Source organism: Streptomyces sp. NPDC052773 (assembly GCF_044547145.1).
In the GTDB taxonomy this organism is placed as follows: domain Bacteria; phylum Actinomycetota; class Actinomycetes; order Streptomycetales; family Streptomycetaceae; genus Streptomyces.
The window spans coordinates 1-18352 of sequence record NZ_JBITZX010000024.1; the positions used below are offsets into that span (position 1 = coordinate 1).

The 18352-nt window shown below is 72.4% G+C and carries 19 protein-coding genes and 1 pseudogene; 9 read left to right on the plus strand and 11 right to left on the minus strand.

The window, feature by feature from the left end; genetic code table 11:
- Together ACIG0D_RS33860 and ACIG0D_RS33865 are read left to right on the plus strand one after the other, a co-directional pair.
- Positions 1–216 (plus strand): annotated as a pseudogene (locus ACIG0D_RS33860) (ABC transporter); the annotation flags it as partial.
- Positions 213–1001, plus strand: a complete 789-nt coding sequence (locus ACIG0D_RS33865) for an ABC transporter permease (RefSeq protein WP_399808857.1) — start codon at positions 213–215, stop codon at positions 999–1001. The pseudogene ACIG0D_RS33860 and the gene ACIG0D_RS33865, both read left to right, overlap by 4 nt.
- 115 nt (positions 1002–1116) lie before the next feature.
- Here the strand turns inward: ACIG0D_RS33865 and ACIG0D_RS33870 are convergent, their stop codons facing one another.
- Positions 1117–2679 (minus strand): MFS transporter, encoded by a 1563-nt coding sequence (locus ACIG0D_RS33870; protein ID WP_399808860.1) that lies wholly within the window; start codon positions 2677–2679, stop codon positions 1117–1119.
- A gap of 205 nt (positions 2680–2884) precedes the next feature.
- Here ACIG0D_RS33870 and ACIG0D_RS33875 point away from each other — a divergent pair, with 205 nt between their 5' ends.
- The gene (locus ACIG0D_RS33875; RefSeq protein ID WP_399808863.1) at positions 2885–3952 is read left to right on the plus strand and encodes a hypothetical protein; all 1068 of its coding nucleotides are present in this window, start codon (positions 2885–2887) and stop codon (positions 3950–3952) included.
- A 46-nt stretch (positions 3953–3998) separates the two neighbouring features.
- Here ACIG0D_RS33875 and ACIG0D_RS33880 read toward each other — a convergent pair whose 3' ends face one another.
- Entirely contained in the window at positions 3999–4499 is a 501-nt protein-coding gene (locus ACIG0D_RS33880; protein WP_399808866.1) for an SMI1/KNR4 family protein, read from the minus strand.
- Between the two features lie 85 nt (positions 4500–4584).
- Entirely contained in the window at positions 4585–6171 is a 1587-nt protein-coding gene (locus ACIG0D_RS33885) for a carbohydrate-binding protein (protein ID WP_399808868.1), read from the minus strand.
- Between the two features lie 326 nt (positions 6172–6497).
- Between ACIG0D_RS33885 and ACIG0D_RS33890 the strand changes: the two genes are divergently transcribed.
- The 4 genes from ACIG0D_RS33890 to ACIG0D_RS33905 all read left to right on the plus strand — a co-directional run bounded on the left by ACIG0D_RS33890 (position 6498) and on the right by ACIG0D_RS33905 (position 9342).
- Positions 6498–7055: a DUF4396 domain-containing protein gene (locus ACIG0D_RS33890; RefSeq protein ID WP_399808871.1), complete on the plus strand. Its 558-nt coding sequence runs from the start codon at positions 6498–6500 to the stop codon at positions 7053–7055.
- Positions 7056–7161: 106 nt separating this feature from the next.
- On the plus strand, positions 7162–8418 hold the full coding sequence (locus ACIG0D_RS33895; protein WP_399808874.1) for a helix-turn-helix domain-containing protein: 1257 nt from the start codon (positions 7162–7164) through the stop codon (positions 8416–8418).
- Between the two features lie 157 nt (positions 8419–8575).
- Positions 8576–8779 (plus strand): hypothetical protein, encoded by a 204-nt coding sequence (locus ACIG0D_RS33900; protein ID WP_399808877.1) that lies wholly within the window; start codon positions 8576–8578, stop codon positions 8777–8779.
- Positions 8776–9342: a DUF6415 family natural product biosynthesis protein gene (locus ACIG0D_RS33905; RefSeq protein ID WP_399808880.1), complete on the plus strand. Its 567-nt coding sequence runs from the start codon at positions 8776–8778 to the stop codon at positions 9340–9342. Before ACIG0D_RS33900 ends, ACIG0D_RS33905 begins: the two co-directional genes overlap by 4 nt.
- On the opposite strand, the gene ACIG0D_RS33910 is transcribed toward ACIG0D_RS33905, so the two are convergent.
- A complete protein-coding gene (locus tag ACIG0D_RS33910; protein WP_399808883.1) occupies positions 9276–9725 on the minus strand; it encodes a hypothetical protein in 450 nt (149 codons plus the stop codon). The two genes, ACIG0D_RS33905 and ACIG0D_RS33910, sit on opposite strands and share 67 nt — an antisense overlap.
- Before the next feature lie 54 nt (positions 9726–9779).
- Positions 9780–11096 (minus strand): APC family permease, encoded by a 1317-nt coding sequence (locus tag ACIG0D_RS33915; protein WP_399808886.1) that lies wholly within the window; start codon positions 11094–11096, stop codon positions 9780–9782.
- Between the two features lie 71 nt (positions 11097–11167).
- On the opposite strand from ACIG0D_RS33915, the gene ACIG0D_RS33920 reads away from it, so the two are divergent.
- Positions 11168–12172 carry a GlxA family transcriptional regulator gene (locus ACIG0D_RS33920; protein WP_399808889.1) on the plus strand — a complete coding sequence of 335 codons (1005 nt, stop codon included), beginning with the start codon at positions 11168–11170 and terminating at the stop codon, positions 12170–12172.
- A gap of 352 nt (positions 12173–12524) precedes the next feature.
- On the opposite strand, the gene ACIG0D_RS33925 is transcribed toward ACIG0D_RS33920, so the two are convergent.
- From ACIG0D_RS33925 to ACIG0D_RS33950, 6 genes are all read right to left on the minus strand, one after another.
- Positions 12525–13223 (minus strand): DUF2637 domain-containing protein, encoded by a 699-nt coding sequence (locus ACIG0D_RS33925; RefSeq protein ID WP_399808891.1) that lies wholly within the window; start codon positions 13221–13223, stop codon positions 12525–12527.
- Between the two features lie 32 nt (positions 13224–13255).
- Positions 13256–13435, minus strand: coding sequence for a hypothetical protein (locus tag ACIG0D_RS33930; protein WP_399808893.1), 180 nt, complete (start codon positions 13433–13435; stop codon positions 13256–13258).
- 133 nt (positions 13436–13568) lie between these two features.
- On the minus strand, positions 13569–14849 hold the full coding sequence (locus ACIG0D_RS33935; protein WP_399808895.1) for a hypothetical protein: 1281 nt from the start codon (positions 14847–14849) through the stop codon (positions 13569–13571).
- The gene (locus ACIG0D_RS33940) at positions 14846–16120 is read right to left on the minus strand and encodes a glycosyltransferase (RefSeq protein WP_399808897.1); all 1275 of its coding nucleotides are present in this window, start codon (positions 16118–16120) and stop codon (positions 14846–14848) included. The genes ACIG0D_RS33935 and ACIG0D_RS33940 overlap by 4 nt, the downstream gene beginning before the upstream one ends.
- 74 nt (positions 16121–16194) lie before the next feature.
- Positions 16195–16752 (minus strand): hypothetical protein, encoded by a 558-nt coding sequence (locus tag ACIG0D_RS33945; RefSeq protein WP_399808899.1) that lies wholly within the window; start codon positions 16750–16752, stop codon positions 16195–16197.
- Between the two features lie 10 nt (positions 16753–16762).
- Positions 16763–17269 (minus strand): SigE family RNA polymerase sigma factor, encoded by a 507-nt coding sequence (locus tag ACIG0D_RS33950; protein ID WP_399808901.1) that lies wholly within the window; start codon positions 17267–17269, stop codon positions 16763–16765.
- A 307-nt stretch (positions 17270–17576) separates the two neighbouring features.
- Between ACIG0D_RS33950 and ACIG0D_RS33955 the strand changes: the two genes are divergently transcribed.
- Positions 17577–18287, plus strand: coding sequence for a lytic polysaccharide monooxygenase (locus tag ACIG0D_RS33955; RefSeq protein WP_399808904.1), 711 nt, complete (start codon positions 17577–17579; stop codon positions 18285–18287).
- The last annotated feature ends 65 nt before the right edge of the window (positions 18288–18352 follow it).

An 18352-nucleotide genomic window follows, 5' to 3' on the forward strand; every position in this document is an offset into this window, starting at 1 on the left:
CTCCACATCCCCAGCAACAACAGCCAGCGCGAACTCCGCTCGATCGTGGACTGGTTGGACGCGGTCGGTGTCGAGGCCGACGAACTCACCACACACACCCCCGACCTGGACGACGTCTTCTTCGCCCTCACCGGCGGCGGCACCGACGTCCCGAACCAGCCGAGCCTGCCGAACCGGCCGAGCCTGCCGAACCAGCCCAAGGAGACCGCCCGATGAGCACCCTCTCCCTCGCCGCCCGCGACAGCGCCACCATGCTGCGCCGCAACCTCCTGCACGCCCGCCGCTACCCGTCCATGACGCTGAACCTGCTGCTCACGCCGGTCATGCTCCTGCTGCTCTTCGTCTACATCTTCGGCGAGGCGATGAGCGCCGGCCTCGGCGCCGGCGCCGACCGCTCCGACTACATCGCCTACCTGGTGCCGGGCCTGCTGCTGATGACGGTCGGCTCGACCACCATCGGCACCGCGGTCTCGGTCTCCAACGACATGACCGAGGGCATCATCGCCCGCTTCCGCACCATGGCCATCCACCGCGGCTCGGTCCTGATCGGACACGTCGTCGGCAGCGTGCTCCAGTGCGTGATGAGCGTGGTGCTCGTCGGGGCGGTCGCCGTGGCCATCGGCTTCCGCTCCACCGACGCCACCGTCCTGGAATGGCTCGCGGCCTTCGGACTGGTCACCGTCTTCGCCCTGGCGCTCACCTGGATCGCGGTCGGCATGGGCCTGGTCAGCCCGAACGCGGAGGCGGCCGGCAACAACGCCATGCCGCTGATCTTCCTCCCGCTCATCTCCAGCACCTTCGTGCCCCTGGAAAGCATGCCGGGCTGGTTCCAGCCGATCGCCGAGTACCAGCCCTTCACCCCGGCCATCGAGACCCTGCGCGGCCTGCTGCTGGGCACCGGGATCGGCCACAACGGATGGCTCGCCGCCGCCTGGTGCCTGGGCCTCGCCGTCCTCGGCTACCTCTGGTCCACAGCCAAGTTCAACGACGACCCGAAGTAACCGCCATGACCACGCGGGCCCGGGACCCGCACGAGCACCGGCACGACTCGTCCCCCCGGGCGGCGTACACCGACACCGGTCGGAGTGCGCCGCCCCCTTTCCCTTTTCGTTTCGCCTACTCCGTGTCCTCCCGCCCCACCGGCGGCACCCGGCGCAGCAGGATCAGCGCGAGGCCGGCGGTGACCACGGCCAGGGCCGCGCTCGCCCAGGCCGTGGCGTGGAAACCGGCGGTGAACGCCTCCCGCGCGGCCGACGCCAGCCGGTCGGCGAGGCCGGGCGGCAGGGCGCGGGCCGTGTCGAGGGCGGCGCCGACGGTGTCCTGGGCGGTGTGCAGGGCGTCGCCGGACAGGCCCGCGGGCCGCAGCCCGGCCAGCCGGTCCCGGTAGACGGCAACCCCGACGCTGCCGGTCACCGCGATACCCAGGGCGAGCCCGAGGTCGTACGCCGTCTGCCCGGTGGCCGCCGCCGAACCGGCCTTGTGGGCGGGGGCCGCGCCCACCGCGAGCGCTGTGCCGAGGACGCTGATCGGCGCGATGCCGAGCATGACGACCGCCAGCCCCAGCGAGACCGCCCAGGTGCCACCGCTGCCGGTGCCCGCCCGAGCGGTGACGACGAACCCGGCCAGGGCGACCGCGAGGCCGCCGGTGATGACGTACGCGGGCCGGTGACGGCGGGCCAGCGGCGCGGTCACCTGCGAGCCGACGACGAGGCCGACGGTGCCGGGCAGCAGCCACAGCCCCGCCGCGAGCGGCGTGAGCCCGGAGACGGCCAGCAGATACTGAGGGACGAGGTACTCGACGCCGTTCAGCGCCATCATCCCGAACAGCAGGACGAGCAGGGCGCCGGTGAAGCCGCGGTGGCCGAACAGCCGCAGATCGAGCAGCGGCGACTCCAGCCGCCGCTGGCGCCGCAGGAAGAGCACGCCGACGCCCGCGGCCAGGCCGAGGGTGAGCGCCTGCTGTCCGCGCGGCCCGTGCTCGGCGAGGTCCTTGACGGCGTGGACGAGCGGCAGGACGGCGCCGAGGAACAGTGCGGCGCTCACCCAGTCCATGCGCCCGGCGGCCGGATCCCGGTACTCCGGCAGCACCAGCGGAGCGGCCACCACGGTCACCGCCATCACCGGCACGCCCATGAGGAACACGGACCCCCACCAGAAGGACTCCAGCAGCACCCCGCCCGCGATGGGCCCGACGGCGATCCCCGCCGACAGCGCGGTCACCCACATGGCGATCGCGGTGGCCCGCTGCCGGGGGTCGGCGAACAGATGGCTGATGAGTGCCAGGGTCGACGGCAGCACGGCCGCCCCGGCGACCCCGAGCACGGCGCGCGCCGCGATGAGCATCGCCGGAGTGGTGGCGTACGCCGCGAACAGCGACGCCACGATCACCCCGGCCGATCCGGCGAGCAGCAGCCGGCGCCGCCCGATCCGGTCCCCCAGGGACCCCATCACCACGAGGAACCCGCAGGTCATGAACCCGTAGATGTCGGTGGCCCAGAGCAGTTCGCTCCCGGAGGGCCGCAGGTCGGCCGCCAGGTACGGCGTGGCGAGCCACAGCACTCCCAGATCGGCGGTCATCAGCGCGACCGGCAGCAGCAGGACGGCGAGCCCGGCCCACTGCCGGAACCCGGCCCGGGCCGGTGCGGCGGAGGTGTCCTTGGGGACGTGTGTCGTAGCCATGGCGGCACTGTGGGCGCGGGCGTCTCGGACCCGGTTCGCGTCCGGTTCCGGTCCGGTTCGGACCACGGCTCGGACCACGGCGCGGACCGCGATCCGGGCCACTCGGGTCGGACGGGTCACCTGCCGGTCTCCGGCAGATAACGGCTCCGCCAGGGTGCCGGGGCCACCCCTGGGCCGCGCCGGACCCGTCCCGCAGGATGACCGCGTGACCCCGACTGCGACTGCTCGCCAAGATGCCAGGACGCGCAGGTCGACGCGGGCCGCCATCGTGCTCGGCGTGGTGTGCGGCCTGGTGGCGGCCTGGCTGCTGCTCGTGCCGATGCGCGGCGCGCTCGACGACGAGCGGGCCTTCCGCGCGGCGGTCGCCTGCGGCGCGGACGGCGGCCGGGACGGCGACTGCCTGTGGACGGTCACCGCGCGGATCGAGCGCGTCGAGACGGACCGGGGCCGCAGGTCGCACTCCTACTGGCTGTACCTCCGGGAGGCGGACGGCACCTCCAGCCGCACCCGCCTGAACGACAGCCCGCCCGCGGGCGCGGGACAGCGCGTCGAGGTCACCTACTGGCGGGACCAGATCCGCTACGTCGACTTCCCCACCGAACGCCGCCCCACCACCGCCGACCCGCGCGACGACCACCGCGTGTACACGGCCTGGGCCCTCGGCATCGGCCTCTACGGCCTCGGCATCATGGCAGTCGTCACCTGGTGGTCCAGACGCCCCCGGACCACCCCCCGGGCCCACTCCTGGCAACTCGGCTGGCCCCTCCTCGGTGCGTTCGCCCTCGCCGGACTCGGCGTGGTCGCCGCCCTGTCGACGGACGGCCCCGGCGAGGCGTTCCTGACCGTCGCCGCGGGATGCCCTGTGATCGCCGCCCTCTCCTGGGCGGGCGTACGACTGGCGGCGCGGCGCGAGCGCGGGGACGACACGGTCGACGTGACCCCGTCCGTACCGGACCGCGAACGCGTCGTCCTCGGCGAGATCCTCGGCGAGGTGCCGTACGCCCGCGGCGGCGGCCACCTGGTCGCCGGCCCCGGCCTCCTCGCCTCCACCCCCGACCCGACCGGCAGCTTCCGCCGCCGCGAGGCACCCCCCACCCTCGCCCCCCTCCGCGTCCGCCCGCCCTACCACACCGACCCCGCCCTCCCCGAATACGGCGGCCGAGCCCTGGTCCTCGAATGCGACGACAACGGCACCCAGGTCCTGATCGTCACCCACCGCAAGGACATGCCCTGGATCCTGGGCGCACTGGACCACAGGGCGGACACGGCTTAGTACGTGCGCTGGACCCCGGGCGTGCTCGGACGCCGGTGACCGAGCCCTAGCCGGGCTCCTCGCACTCCGCCCGCCCCGGGTAGGGCCCCTCGTGGGCCGTGTCGTGCAGCCAGTCGCCGAGCCACTGTTCCAGGGACTGGCCGAGCGGGAGCAGGGTGTGTTGCGGGCAGCACTGGAATTGGGGGTCCCAGTCCCACATCCACCCCTCCGGTGTCCGGAAATCGATGAACGCCCACATCCCGCATCCCCGGTCCATGAGCGGCACGAGCCCGGCCGGGACCGGCGAGTCGGGGCCGAGGAAGGCGTCGCAGGCCTCGTGGATGTCGGCGCAGTCGCTGAACCAGTGGCCCGTCTCCGTCAGCGACACGACCTCCCAGTGCCCGAACCCGCCGTTGGCGACCTCGAGATAGAGCCGCTTCAGCAGCGGGGGCATGGGATGTCCGACGACCTGCTCGACGGCGGCGACGTCCTGCGGGGACGCCGGGCCGGGCAGGTCGCGGTCGGAGACTTTCGCGCGTACGGCTTCGATGAGTGCGTCCTGGGTCACCGCCGCATCCTTCCAGGGACCACTGACACAAGGGCGCCCGGCCGGGAGTTCCCGCCGGGCGCCTTGTGTGCGAGCAGGGTCGGCCCTAGCGCGTGACCTGGTTGCCGCCGAACGTCACCACCAGGCGGCCGTCCGAGGCGTACGACCAGTTCAGGGCGCCGGAGTAGGAGGCGCAGCGGGAGCCGTTGGTGCCGGTCCAGAACTGGTTGGTGGCGTCGGCGTTGCCGATGATGCGGTCGTTGGTGCCGCTGGAGCTGCGGCAGGAGGTGTTGTTCCGGAAGACCGAGGTGCCGGCGTCGAAGTTGAAGTTGCGTTGAGCGTTGTCGACGCTGACGTTGTCGGAGACGGTCATCGAACCCGGGTTGCTGTTGTACGTGAAGCCGTGCTTGCCGTTGTCGTAGGCGATGGAGCGGCGGATGACATGGTTGACGGCGATGTCCTCGCCGCCGAGCTTGTAGCCGTTGCGGTCGCCGGCGCCGGCCTGGGAGCCGTCGCTGAGGGTGCCGTTCTCGTAGGCGAGGGAGTCCTCGATGGTGACGGCGCCGATGGGGCCGGTGTCGGGCTTGGTGTAGAGGTCCCAGCCGTCGTCGATGTTGTTGTGGGCGACCGCGTACCGGAAGACGTTGCCGGGGCCGGAGGTCAGCTTCGCGGCGAAGCCGTCCGCGTCCTCACCGTCGGAGTCGGCGTTGTCGTGGGACTCCGCGCTGAGGATGAGGTTGTTCGACGGCCACTGGGAGGCGGGCGTCGTGGACGCCATGCGGGAGAGCTGGAGGCCGGTGTCACGGTTGTAGCGGGTCACCGTGCGTTCCACGATGTTGTTGCTGCCGCCGATGAAGATGCCGTTGTCGCCCGCGCGTTCGACGGTGAGGCCGTAGACGTGCCAGTAGTTGCCGTTGAGGGCCAGACCGCGGTTGGCCGGGTCCTCCGCCATCGCGGAGAAGTTGAGGACCGGCTTCTCCCCGGGGTACGCCGTCAGCTTGGTCCGGGCGCTCGCCGTGCCGCTGCTGGTCGGCGGGATCGTGACGGTCTGCGCGTGGTTGTACGTGCCGCCGCGGACGTAGATCGTGCCGCCGGGCGTGATGCGGCTGATCGCCGAGGGGAGGGTCGTGGGGGAGGTCTGGGTGCCCGCCGCGCCGTCCGTGCCGTTCGGGGCGACGTAGAGGACACTGCCCGTGGTGGGCGGCGGGGTCGTGCCTCCGTCGGCGGTTTCGACCTCGGCATAGTCGATGTTCGCCAGGCCCGCCGAACTCGTCGGGTTCAGGCGGATGGTGTTGGAGCCCGCCGCCAGGGACACGCTGACCGTCTTCGTCGCCCAGGTGTCCCACGCGCCCGTGCCCTCGAAGGACAGGGTGCCCGCCGAGGTGCCGTTCACGGTGAGGGTCGCGGCGCGGGCCGTGGTCGTGCCGTTGGCGAAGCGGATCCGCAGGGTCGCCGAGCCGGCGGCGGGGGCGCCGGCCGTGAACTGGGCGTACGCGCCGGTCGCGTTGGTGCCGTTGCAGAAGCCGGTGCCGGAGTAGCCCGCCCAGTCGGACTCGATGGCGCCCGTGCAGACTGCGGGGGAGGTCTCGGCTTCGTAGCGGGTGGTCGCCGCCTGCGCCGCCGTGGTGCCGGAGAGCGCGACGAGGGTGCCGGCCAGCAGGCCCGCGGACGCGATGGCTGGTCTCAGGTGCATCGGTTCGTCTCCCGTGGTGTGGGGTGGCGACCTACGGCGCGAAGTTCAGGTACATGAATCATGGTGCGTGCGGGTGTCGCCGTGGAGGCCCGAAACAGCGTACTCAGCGGACGGTAAGGGCTTGCTATGGACGCGTCAATACTTGTGGCTTTGGACGCTGTTCAGATTTCTGAACAGCGACCGGCGAACGCCTTCGTTTCGGGCGCTATACCCCCCGGGGGTAGGCGAGTGAGCACTGGACACATACCCCCCGGGGGTATATGTTGAAGTTGTGGGGCCGAGAGAAACTGAAACTGCCCCAGCCGGACGGGAATGGGGAGAACGTCATGGACCACACCGCTCACCAGCACCACAGCACCCACCACGCCGGGCACGAAGAGCACGCTGACCACACGAGCCACACCGCTCACGCGGGCCACGACGCGCACGGCCAAGGCCACGGCCAGGGTCCGGCCTCCTGGAGCATGGCCGTCAAGGCGACCCTGCACTGCCTCACCGGCTGCGCCATCGGCGAGATCCTCGGCATGGTGATCGGCACCGCCCTGATGTGGGGCAACGCCCAGACCATGGCCCTCGCGATCACCCTGGCCTTCCTCTTCGGCTACTCGTTCACCCTGTTCGCGGTCCTGCGGGCGGGCCTGAGCTTCAAGAGCGCGCTGAAGGTGGCGCTGGCCGCCGACACCGTCTCGATCGCGGTGATGGAGCTGGTCGACAACACGATCATCGCCCTCACCCCCGGCGCGATGGACGCCCACCTGACCGAAGGCCTCTTCTGGTACGCCCTCCTCGGCGGCTTCGCCGTCGCCTTCGTCCTCACCACCCCGGTCAACAAGTGGATGATCGGCCGAGGCAAGGGCCACGCGGTGGTCCACGCCTACCACTGACCCCGACCCCGCCCCAGGCCCCCGAACCGCCCCCGTCGGCGGACCGGGGGTCGCGGTGTGTCCCCCAGGGGTACCGTTCTGGTGTCGCAGCAGAACGGAGCCCAGCATGCCTGAGCACGCCGATATTCCGACCGTTGAGACATTCGGCCAGCGGGTGCAACGTGCCCGCGAGCGCACGGGGAAGACCAGGGCCGTCGTGGCGGGCCTCATGGGCCAGTCGACCGAGTGGGTCAAGGCCGTCGAGACCGGTCGCATCGGAATGCCCCGGCTGCCCAAGCTGCTTCGGCTCGCGCACGTCCTCGGGGTCGAGGACCTGGCCGAACTGACCGGAGACGAACGCATCTCCGCCACCACGTACAGCAAGGCCCAGCACGGCGACCTACCCCTGATCAAACGCGCGCTGACGACCTATCAACTCACCGTCGGCGAGCGGCAGCCGGAGCCGGTCGACGTGCTGACCGCGCGCGTACGGCAGGCGTGGAAGCTCTGGCACGCCCGCGATCGCCGCACCGGCCCGAAGGACTCCGTCGAGGGCAACCGGTCCCGCATCGGCGCTGTCCTGCCCGCACTGTTCGCGGACACCCGGTACGCCGCTCAAGCCCTCGACGGAGCCGATCGCCGACGGGCTCTGGTCGCGCTCGCCGAGACGTACCACCTGGCCCAGCTCTTCCTGAGCTTCCAGCCCGCCCCCGACCTGGTGATGCTCACCGGCGACCGGGCGATGGCCGCCGCTCGGGACGCCGACAGCCCCCGCGCGCTCGCCTCGGCCGCCTGGTACGTCAACCACGTCCACCGGGACGCCGGCGAGGCCGCGGAGGCGCGGGTCGACCTCGCGGAGCAGGCGGCCGCGCTGCTGCCGTCCGACGACGACCCGGACCACATCGCCCGCCGCGGGCTGCTGTACCTGGCAGCTGCGCTGTCGTACGCGAAGACCGGGCAGGCCGGGGACGCCTGGCGGTACTGGGACAAGGCCGACGCTGCGGCCCGCCGACTGGGCGACGAGTACGCGCACCCGTGGCTGATGTTCGGTCGCGGCATCGTCGACGCCTACGCGATCACCATGTACAACGATCTCCTGCAACCGGGCAAGGCGCTCCAGGTCGCGGACTCCCTGGACCTGAAGCGGATCCCCTCGGCGACCCGGCGCTCGTACCACCTGATCGAGACGGCCCGCGCGTACGGCCTGGCCGGGGAGGGGGTGTCCGCGGTCTCCCTCCTGGAGAAGGCGTACGAGGAGTCGCGGGAGACGATCGAGTACAACCTGTACGCGCGCAGCGCCCTGCCGGAGCTGGCCAAGTCGGGGCCGCGGGTGGTGCGCGACGACGCGCTCCGCCTCGCACGCAAACTTGCCGTGCCCGTGTGATCACTCAGCGGGTACGAACGCTACCCCTCGCGGTGTGGGTAGCAGCCGTGCCTCTTCGCCCGCTCAACCGCCCATAACGTCGGCAGCTCGGAAGACCCCCGCGACCGCTGCGAACGGTCCGGGGGCGTGGCCACAGCCGCGAAGGAGCTGCGACGTCATGGAAATTACCGCGCGGACCCAGGAACACCCACCCCCCAAGATGACCATCGAGGTCTACACAGTCGACCGCTACGGCACGGTCCGCGCCCGCCGGGCCGCGGTCGTCGTGCCGCACGACTACAAGCCCGCCCTCGAAACGCTGATCAGCCAGTTGCCGCCGTGTGCCTGCCCCGTCCACCGCGAGGCGGGTGCCGCGCGGTGAACGCGACCCACGACGAGACCGAGCGACCCACCACACACAGTCTCGGCACCATGCGCGCCGAAGCGACCTGGTTCCTCGATCAGCACCACCTGCTGGGCCGCAACAGCGTGCGGCAGTTCGGTGAGGACTTTCGCCGCTTCCTGGAGGAGGTGATCCCGAGGATCGAACAGCTCGCCGCCCGACGCGGAGGGTACGACGTGCCCGCCCAAGTGGCCCTGGCCGCGGGCGAGGAGGCGCGCCGGCGGCTCGCCGAGCCGGAGGCCGTGGAGCTGAACGGCGAGGTCGCGCGCGCGAGTCGGCTCGCACGTTCCACCGTGGCCCTGTGCGACCACCACGAAGCGCTCACCGGCACGTTGATGTGTCTCGTCTGCGACCAAGTCATCACGGATGGGGAAGTCTCGCTGCCGTACGGGCAGTTCCGCTCCGGCGAGAGCGCGGGACGGGTGCACCCCCGCTGCGCCGGCACCCTGCGCCGGCGTCGGTCGGCGGTCGCCGGTCAGCAGGACTCTTCGATGTACAGCAGGGTCGTACCGTCGGCGGAGCGGAATTCGAAGGCCCGGTAGCTCGGGGTGTGTTCGGAGTCGAAGCGGTCATTGACCGCTTGCCAGGCGGGGAGACGGTCGCCGGACGCCACATGCCGGAACCGCTCCCCACCACCTTCACCGATGACGAACTCGTCGGCCTGGGCGACCAGACGCTTGGCGAGCCTCGGATGCAGCGGGCCGCGTACCTTCCGCCAGCGCCGCCCGGTGTCGTCGGCGAACTCCTCCCGGCCGGCGGGAGACGGACCGCCGAGGAGGCCATCGCCCTCGGAGGACTCGGAGGACTCGGAGGACTCGGAGGACTCGGAGGACTTCGGGGACCCGGGTGATTCGAGGGGCTCCGCGGGCGGCGGCGCGGCCACCGTCTCGGCGAGCGCCGGAGCGTGTTTCCGCTTCCTGGACATGGACTCGATCCTCGCAGGGCTCGCGCGCGGGGGCGGGTCCTCCCGGGAGGGAGGTCACGCGACCACCGTCGAGTCCTCCGCCTCGGACGCCTCCTCCGGGGACACCCGGCGCGCCCGGCGGATGCGACCGCGCCGCACGGACAGCAGCGCCCCGCAGCTCACCACCAGCGGCCACAGCAGATAGAGGCCCGAGAGGGCCAGCAGGAGCAGGACCGCCGCCAGGGCCGCCCAGGCCGCAGCGCGGCCCGGACTGCGGCGGGGGAGGAGGCGGATCGCGGCGGCCACGCCGATCGCGTAGACGACCACGAAGGAGCCGGAGGAGAGCATGACGGCGGGCAGGGCGCCGGTGCCCGTGACGGTCACGGCGAGCAGGGCCAGGCCGGCGAGGGCGGAGACGAAGAGGAGACTGCGGCGCGGGGTCTCGCCGGCCGTGGACCCCTGGGCGAACCAGGAGGGCAGTACGCCGTCCCGGCCCAGCGCGGCACCGAGCTTCGCGGCGCCCGCGTAGTAGGCGTTCATGGTGCCCAGCGTCAGCAGGATCGCGGCGAGCGCGGCGAGGGGGCGGGCGCCGCCGCCGAGGCCGAGCGCCATCAGGTCGCCGAGCGGTGCGTCGGAGTCGGCCGCGGCCGGGCCGAGGACGGCCACCACCGCGAACGCCACCGCCAGGTAGAGCACGCCGACGATCACCACGGCCGCCCCGGTCGCCCGGGGCAGGTCGCGGGCCGGGCGGCGGAACTCGCCCGCGAGATGAGTGACCGCCTCCCACCCGGCGAAGCTGAACACCAGCAGCGCCGCCGCCGGGCCGACCGCCGTCCAGCCGTGCGGCGCGAAGGGGCGCAGATACTCCGTGCTGGCGTGCGGGAGCGACAGCGCCACCGCCGCCGTCAGCAGCGCGAGCAGCAGCAGGAAGAGGAAGAACTGGGCGCGCCCGGTCACCCGCAGCCCGACCGCGTTGACCAGAGTGACGGTCACCATCAGCCCGGCCGCCGTGACCGCGGTGGTCGTGGCGCCACCGCCCAGCGCGGACGAGACGTACGACGCTCCGAACAGCGCGGCGGCCACCGCACCCGGCGGGATCGCGAAGTAGAAGCACCAGCCGGCCACCGCGGCGACCCGCTCGCCGAACGCCAGCCGTGCGTAAGTGGAGACGCCCCCGGCGTCCGGATGCCGCGCCCCCAGTGCGGCGAACGCCGCCGCGAGCGGCGCGGACAGCACGGCGAGCCCGAGCCAGGCCAGCAGCGAGGCCGGTCCGGCGACCTCGGCGGCGAGCGCGGGCAGGGCGATGACTCCGGTGCCGAGGACGGCACCGACGTACAGGGCGGTGCCGTGGGCAGCGGTCAGCCGCCCCTCGGCGGGGTTCTGATGAGGCATGACGTCAGCCTCACCGCCCCGCCCCGGCACCGGCCAGTGGCAGAAACGCCCGAGTGCGCTAAATTCCCGCCATGTGTGCCATCAAGGGTACGGGCGCCGCCGGACGGCACGTCGTCGCCGTCGCCGTCACGGGCAACGCCCCCCTCTTCGAACTCGCCGTGCCCTGCGAGGTGTTCGGCATCGACCGCAGCGAGATCAGCGACCCCTGGTACGAACTGCGGCTGTGCGCCGCCGAACCCGGCCTCCTGCGCACCCCCGCCGGCCTCACCCTGCACACCCCGTACGACCTGGACGACCTGGCCGAGGCGGACACCGTGATCGTGGGCGCCTGCGAGCGCCGGGTGCAGCTCGATCCGCCACAGCCGCTGCTCGACGCGGTGCGCACCGCCCACGCGCGCGGGCGCCGGATCGTCTCCCTGTGCAGCGGCGCGTACGTCCTCGCCGCGGCCGGCCTGCTGGAGGGCCGCCGGGCCACCACCCACTGGATGAACGCCGCCGACTTCGCCCGCCGCTTCCCCGAAGTCACCTACGAGCCGCACACCCTCTACGTCCAGGACGGCACCGTCTTCACCTCGGCGGGCACCGGCGCCGTCATCGACCTCTGCCTCCACCTGGTCCGCCACGACCGCGGCGCGGCGGTCGCCAACGAGGTGGCCCGCCGGATGGTCGTACCCCCGCACCGCGAGGGCGGCCAGAGCCAGTACGCCACGCCTCTCGCCCACGCGTCCCGCGACGGCCGCGACCGCCCGGACGCCGGGCTCGGTCCGGTCCTCGACTGGGCGCGCGAGCGGCTGCACGAACCGCTGACCGTCGCCGCGCTGGCCCGCGCGGCCCACCTCAGCGAGCGCACCTTCGCCCGCCGCTTCCGCGAGGTCCTGGGCACCACCCCGCTCCAGTGGATCCTCCAGGAGCGGGTCCGCCTGGCGCAGGAACTGCTGGAGACCACCGACGATCCCGTGGAGTCCGTCGCCCGGCGCACCGGTTTCGGCACCGCGGCCAACCTCCGCCATCACTTCGCCCGGCTGACCACCGTCTCGCCGCAGTCGTACCGACAGGTCTTCCGCTCAAGCAAATAAAGCAAATAAAGCAAATAATGCGAACAGTGAACAGAGATGCCTGCTGAGCCGCATCGGTGATCCTGGCGGCCGGCGAAGTGCGGTGACGTTCCGGCTTGTGGGGCACCCGCGTCGAACCGCTGTGCGTGGCGATGACCCACGCCTTTTCCCGTTCGGTGGCGCACATACCGCTCGCGTGGATCCACTCCTCGGCCCGCTGCCCGATGCGCCGCACATGAGGATGGACGGCGTATTCCAGCGGACAGAACAGCGGCGGCAATTCCACTTCGGTGACGCGGTGACCCATGGCAGGACAACCTTGCGGGAAAAGGGGGAGCCGCGTGGCGGCCGGCCGCATGTCAGCCGAAAGGTTTCACGTGGTCCTGGTCCGGTGCCGGGGCATCGACTTGCGGGGCGCCCGGGTCAGGGTGATCTGCCGGACGGCCTGCTGGAAGCAGGCGAGCGAGGCGAGACCCGGCAGGGCGGCGGCGATGGTGTCCAGCAGGGTCTTCGGGGCCTGGAGGACGCACAGGAGGATCGTGATCGCCGAGAAGAACAGGACCGTGCACCACGAGTGCAGCGCGCGGCGCCGGTGGAGCGCGGCCCGCAGCACGGAGAGCGACGCGACCAGCCACGGCCCGTACACCAGCAGGGGCCACCATGGGACGATGCCGCCCGGTACGCGGTCCGTGGCCACCACCCGCAGCGGATCGCAGGCGACCAGCCCGCTGAAGAGACTCACCGCGGAGGCGATGGCCGCCGCCAGCGCGGCGACGAGATAGCTCATCGTCTGCACCGCGCTGCCGCGTCTGCGCTCGGGAACCCGGCGGTGACCGCGGCGCGCGCGCCTCAGCGGTGGCAGCTCAGCGGTGATCTCCTGGAGATTCCCCAGCGGTGTGCCGTCGGCCGGCGCGATGATCGATTCCTCGTCGCGCGGCCCGGGAAATCTATGAAGATCATTGTGAAGGTCCTCGTCGATGGCCTCCCGAAGCATCCAGGCCAGTTCCTCGGCGGGATCCCAGGCCGCGTCCGGCGGCACCAGGGGGTGCGACAGATTTCCATTGTCGTACATGACGCAGTCTGACTGCTCCGATTCCGGAGAGATCATCGGTTTTCGGTCTTGAGCCACCGTTGCGCCAGATCGGCCTCCAGCGTGCTCAGCAGATCCATGAATTCCCGCAGAAGGGGCTCGGTGGCCTGCACCACGGCCGGGTGTTCACTCGCGTTCCCCACCGGGCGCCGCACGAGGAGGCGATAGCGCCCTTCCCTGGTTGCTTTGTCCATATCCCCCCTAACGTTGCCGTACTTCGGCGGGTGCGCGGCAAATGGGTGAACAGGGGCCTCGATAATTACTTGATCAATGGGCCATTCAGGCTCCAAATATCGCTGTCACACATATCTCTGTCTCTAAATATGGTTACGGGACGCCCAGCTCGAACAGCGCGTATCCCGCGTACGAGCCCGACGCCAGCGCGGCCAGGCCCAGGAGGGAGAGCAGCTGGGGCGTGGTCAGGCGGCGCAGGGCGGCGGCGAGGGGGAGGAACAGCGGGAAGGCGGGGAGCAGATAGCGGGAGACGTTGGCGAAGATCTGCTGGCTGCCCAGGACGAGGGCCAGGGTGAGGACGGTGTAGACGACCAGCACGGCCGGCGGGCGCGCACGGATCAGCAGCGGCAGCAGCGCGAAGGCCAGGAGGACGACTCCCACGGCGATCAGGTCCGCGAAGGGGAACGCGGACAGGTAGTCGAAGTGGCCCACCGGGACGGAGGTCAGCACGTCCAGGGTGTGCCGGCCGTAGTCGAAGGTGTGGGCCCAGGCGTCGCGCTGGAGCCTGAAGTAGCCGCCGTAGTCGCCCATTTCGTGGCCCACCCAGCCCAGGTAGCCGAGCAGGCCGAGCGGGGCGATCGCGAGTGCGGCCAGGGGGCGCAGCACACCGTCGCGGCGCTCGCGCAGCGCGAGCAGCGCGGCCACGCCGAGGGCGGCGATCAGGGCACCGGAGGTGGGGCGGTTGAGCCCGGCGGCGCAGGTGAGCAGCCCCGCGGTGAGCCAGCGGCCGGTCATGACGGCGTGGCAGGCCCAGGCGGCGAGGGCGACGAAGAGCGAGTCCGAGTAGACCGCCCACTCCACGCCCGACCCCGGCCACACCGCCCACAGCCCGGCCGCCGCCAGTCCGGCGCGGTGACCGGCCAGGTGGGCGACGACGGCGTGGATGCCGAGCGCGGCGACGAAGGAGGCGACGATCGAGACCAGCAGCCCGGCGCCGTACACGCCGAGCCCGGTCACCTCGGATACCAGCCGCATCAGCCCCGGGTAGAGCGGGAAGAACGCCGCCGAGTTCCCCTCCAGGGTGATCAGGCCGGTGGCTCCGGGGATCGGGACCAGCGCGGGGTCGTAGCCGTGGGTGGCGATCTGCTGGTACCACCAGCCGTCCCAGGTGGCCAGGACGTCCCAGGGGTGCTCGCCGCCGCCGAAGCGCGGGTGCTTGTCGCGGAAGTCCCCGGCGAAGTGCAGCAGGGACAGGAAGACGACGAAGCCGGTCAGCTTCAGCCCGCCGTACACGGCGAGGACCGGGCCGTAGCGTCCGGCCGCCCGTCGCAGCCGCTGCCGGACGGGGTTGGGCGAGGGCCAGGGGGCGGCGGGGGACGACGGGGAAGGAGGGGCGGCGGGGGTGGGGAGGCCGGTCACCGGTGCGGCGTTCACGAGGCGGCTCCTCCCGCCGTACGACGGGACGGGCGGGCGCCGAAGACCCAGCTCCGCAGGAGCAGGAACCGCAGCAGGGTCGCGGTCAGACCCGCGGTGACGATGACGGCGAGTTCCGTGGCGGGCGCGGCGCCGGGCGCCGCGTGGTGCAGCGCGGCGAGCGAGCCCGAGGTGAGGGCCAGGCCCAGCAGGAAGACCACCAGCCCCCTGGCCTGGTGCCGCAGCGCGCCGCCCCGGCCGCGCAGCCCGAAGGTGAGCCGCCGGTTGGCCGCCGTGTTGGCGACCGCGCACACCAGCAGCGCCAGCGCGTTGGCGGCCTGCGCCCCGGTCGCCGGGCGCAGCGCCGCGTACAGCAGCAGATGCCCGAGGGTGCTCACCGCCCCCACGGCGGCGAACCGCCACAGCTGGCCGACCGGTCCGGCCGGCGGTGCCCCGGCGCCCGGGTGCAGTTCGGCGGGCCGGAGGGTGCCGCGGGTCAGCGCGCGGCCGAGCCGGGCGATGCCGCGCAGATCGGCCAGCGCGGTGGCGAGGATGTCCACCCGGCTGTCGGGGTCGTCGACCCAGTCCACCGGCACCTCGTGGATGCGCAGCCCGGCCCGCTCGGCGATCACCAGCAGCTCGGTGTCGAAGAACCACTCCCCGTCGCGCACCAGCGGCAGCAGCCGCTCGGCGACCTCGCGCCGTACCGCCTTGAAGCCGCACTGCGCGTCGGAGAAGCCGACGGCGAGGGTGGAGCGCAGCAGGGCGTTGTAGCAGCGGGAGACGATTTCCCGCCGGGGCCCGCGCACCACCCGCGCGCCGGGCGCCAGCCGGGTGCCGATCGCGATGTCGGAGTGACCGGAGATCAGCGGGGCCACGAGCGGGAGCAGCGCGGTGAGTTCGGTGGACAGGTCCACGTCCATGTACGCCAGCACCGGGGCCGGCGAGCGGGACCAGGCCGCGCGCAGCGCCCGGCCGCGCCCCTTCTCCGCCAGCCGCAGCCACTCCACCTCGGCCAGTTCGGCCGCCAGCCGCGCGGCTATCCGCGGGGTGCCGTCGGTGCTGGCGTTGTCGGCGACGGTGATCCGGAACGGGTACGGGAAGGTCGCCCGCAGATGCGCGTGCAGCCGCCGCACGCTCGGCTCCAGGTCCGCCTCCTCGTCGTGGACGGGGACCACCACGTCCAGGACGGGGTCCGGGTGCCGGGCGGGGATGGGGGCCCGGGCCGGCCGGGGGAGGGGCGCACGGCCCGATGTGCGGTCGGGGGCCACGACGGTGGTGGGCTTTGTCATCTGCTGTCCTTGTTTGTTCCCTGCGTGAGGGTGTGACGAAGTCAGGGCGCGAGCCAGGCGGAGAGAGCCGGTCGTCAGCCGCCCGGCTCCACCGACACCGACGCCTCGGAGGAGGGCTCGTCCCGCGTCGCCGTTTCGGTGGCGGAGTCCGCGGGGTCCGACGCGGGGGGCGTCGGCGTCGGGTCGCCGCCCTCGGGCGCGGACTCCGTGACCTCGGCCGGCGGCGTGGTGGTGGAGCCCGGGTCCGGGGCGGTGGGCGTGGGGTCGGTGCTCGGGGGCGCGGTCGTCGTGGGGGACGTGCTCGGGGGCGCGGTCGTCGTCCCGGGCGGGGCGGTCGGGGACGGGTCGGGGGACGGTGTCGCGTCCGGCGCGGGGGACGGCGGGCGGGAACTCGTCATGGGCTGCGGCCGGGGAATGCTGGGCTCGGTGTCGGCGGGCGTGCCGGGCAGCAGGAACAGGCCGAGGCCCAGTCCGGCGACGGCGAGCACCGAGCCGGCGGCCCGGCGCGCCGCCCGCGCCCGGCGGCGGGCCCGGACGCGGTCCATGAGCCGTTCCCGGTGCCGCGGCTCGAAGGGGGTGTGCTCCTCGGCGCCGCGCATCATCCGCGCGAGCTGCCGTTCGAAGTGGTCCATGGCTTCTCCTTCACCCCACCGGCTCGATGACATCGGCCAACAGCTGCCGCAGCCGGGCCACTCCACGCGCGGTATGGGACCGAGCCGTGCCCAGCGGGCACCCCAGCGCTTCCGCCACCTGGCGCTCGGGAAGGTCCTGGTAGTAGCGCAGCACCACCGCGGCCCGCTGCTTCGCCGACAGCAGGCCGAGCGCGGCCTCCAGCCGGGACCGCTCCGCCACGGCCGCGGACACGTCCCCGGCCGCCGGGGTGTCGGGCAGCCGCTCGACGGGCCGCTCCCCCCACCAACGCCGCCGGGCCGACCGCGCCGCCGCGCGCGCCATCACCGTACGGACATAGGCCTCGGGTGCCTCCTCGCCGACTTTCGGCCACACGAACCAGAGCTTGACCAGGGACTCCTGCACCAGGTCCTCGGCCCGATGCCGATCGCCGCCGGTGAGCAGCCGCGCGAGATGGAGCAACGCCGACCAGCGGGCCGCCACGAACTCGTCGAACTCACCGGCCCGAGCTTGCTCCATGCGCACGTCCCCGCTCCCGCCAGTTGCCTACGTGTGAGGAAAGACGGTGGCTGTGCGCTCGCTATGCACCCGGGGGCTGTGATCCGGGCCACTTTCCGGTCGGCGGCGGGCAGGTGACGGCCGCTTTCCGGTCGCCGACGGGCGCGTCACGGTTGCGGTACGGCCGCGCGACGGCTGCGTACGGGTCGTCCGGCACAAGATGGCGCAATCCAAGCGTTGCGGCACCGTTTCCCAGGGAGCAGCCTGTGAATGGGAGCGCTCCCAAAAGCCCGACCCCCACCGGTACGGCTCCCACTCCGATCCCCCCATGAGAAAGAGAGAGACCGTGCTACGTACGGCAGTCACGAGGTGTCATGGGCACGCCATCACGCGGGCCGGCCTCCGTCCCGCCCTCTTCCTGAGCCTGCTCGCCGCCCTGCTGATCACCCTGATCCCCGGGAGCGGCACCGCCCGGGCCCACGGCTCGGTCGTCGACCCGGCGTCCCGCAACTACGGCTGCTGGCAGCGCTGGGGCAGCGACTTCCAGAACCCGGCCATGGCCCAGCAGGACCCGATGTGCTGGCAGGCGTGGCAGGCCAACCCGAACGCCATGTGGAACTGGAACGGCCTGTACCGCAACGGCTCCGGCGGCAACTTCCAGGCGGTCGTGCCCGACGGCCAGCTCTGCAGCGGAGGCCGCACCGAGGGTGGCCGCTACAACTCGCTGGACGCCGTGGGCCCGTGGAAGACGACGGACGTCTCGAGCAACTTCACCATCAAGCTCTACGACCAGGCCAGCCACGGCGCGGACTACTTCCTGGTCTACGTCACCCGCCAGGGCTTCGACCCCACCACGCAGCCGCTGCGCTGGAGCGACCTGCAACTGGTCACCCGCACCGGCCGGTACGCGCCCAGCCAGAACTACTCGATCCCCGTCAGCACCTCCGGTCTGAGCGGCCGCCACGTCGTCTACACGATCTGGCAGGCGTCGCACATGGACCAGACGTACTTCCTGTGCAGTGACGTGAACTTCCGCTGAGCACCGCGGCACCACGCCGCCCGCCGGACGCGACACCTTCCGCACCGCGTCGCGTCCGGCGGGCA